The following is a 1,391-nucleotide window of genomic DNA, read 5'->3' on the forward strand; positions in this document are numbered from 1 at the left end:
AGGAGTCCATATACGCCTACAACCACTTGCGGCCGCACCTGAGCCTCGGCATGGAAACGCCGGAATCTGTGCACAAAAAAGCCAGCTCGGGAGTCGAGCTGGCTTAGTTGAAAACCGTAAACCTATTTTAGGACGGGACACGCATATTGCGCTGCGTGCCGCGGTGATCGCGTCGAGGTCTGTGCGCGCACTCGCCAATCGCTGTACACTCGCCGGCTGCACAACGCACCAATGGAGATAATATGAGCGACAAAGGGGAAGAAAAGAAACCCGGGGCCGGCGAGGCGAAAACCTCTGGCGAGGAAGGCCTTCAGCTGGAAGGGAGCGGCCTGCCTGTCGACGAACATATCGAAGAGGAGGTTTCCGCCAGCGGCAAGAAGGTGCGCGCTCGCGGTGTCTACCTGCTGCCGAACCTGATTACCACCGGTGCCCTGTTTAGTGGCTTCTATGCAATCATCGCCGGTATGAGCGGCAACTTTGAGGCCGCTGCCATTGCCATCTTTGTTGCCATGATCCTGGATGGGCTCGACGGCCGGGTCGCGCGGTTGACGGATACCCAGAGTGCCTTCGGCGTACAGTTCGATTCCCTGTCGGACATGGTGTCTTTCGGATTGGCGCCGGCATTGGTGGTATTCAGCTGGGCACTGGGGCACCTGGGTAAGTTCGGCTGGGCGGCGGCTTTTCTGTATGCGGCCTGCGCCGCCCTGCGCCTGGCTCGTTTCAATACCCAGGTGGATACTGTGGATAAAGGGGTCTTTATCGGGCTCGCCAGCCCGACCGCGGCCGCGATAGTCGCCAGCATGGTCTGGGCCGGGCACGACGTGGAAGTGGGCCCTGTACTGGCCGTGATTGCGGCGGTGGTGACCGTCATTGCCGGGTTATTGATGGTGTCGAACTTCCGCTATACGAGCTTCAAGAAACTCGACTTCAAGGGGCGCGTGCCCTTCGTGATGATGCTCGCGGTCATTCTGATCTTCAGCCTTGTGACCATAGACCCGCCCAAGGTTCTTTTGACTCTGGCCGTGCTCTATACCGCATCGGGTCCGGCACTGTGGTTCTGGCGGCACTTTCGCCCCCATCAGCCCGGTGCCGCGCCGCCAAAAGAGGAAAATGGCGAGTAAGGCGAGTGGGTTGAGCCTCAGCCTTTGGTAATAGCCTGACGTGACACTAAGCTTTAATAGCGGGAGCGTGAACTTGGGAAAGCGCGACCGGCGGCAGGCGATTGAGTGCCTCATGATTCCTCGGAGGAAGGAAATCTGCCACAGGCTCAAAAAAGGGCTTGCAGAGTGCCGCGGCAACTCGTATAGTTCGCGCCCTCGTCGTTGAGCAAGCGGCGGGGAGGCGGCTCCAAGTGATTGATTTTCTTAAGAAAATTTCTTCAAAAAGAGCTT

1 protein-coding gene is annotated in these 1,391 nt (G+C 58.6%); it reads left to right on the forward strand.

The genetic code is table 11. The features are described 5' to 3' along the window. Nucleotides 1–242 precede the first annotated feature (242 nt). Nucleotides 243–1,121, forward strand: a complete 879-nt coding sequence (gene pssA / locus IG627_RS20635) for a CDP-diacylglycerol--serine O-phosphatidyltransferase (RefSeq protein WP_193195201.1) — start codon at nucleotides 243–245, stop codon at nucleotides 1,119–1,121. The last annotated feature ends 270 nt before the right edge of the window (nucleotides 1,122–1,391 follow it).

This window comes from Microbulbifer taiwanensis, from assembly GCF_014904815.1.
GTDB lineage: Bacteria > Pseudomonadota > Gammaproteobacteria > Pseudomonadales > Cellvibrionaceae > Microbulbifer > Microbulbifer taiwanensis.

Coding starts and splice junctions, on each gene's coding strand:
- pssA (WP_193195201.1), top strand. CDS start 243: ATGAGCGACAAAGGGGAAGAAAAGAAACCCGGGGCCGGCGAGGCGAAA.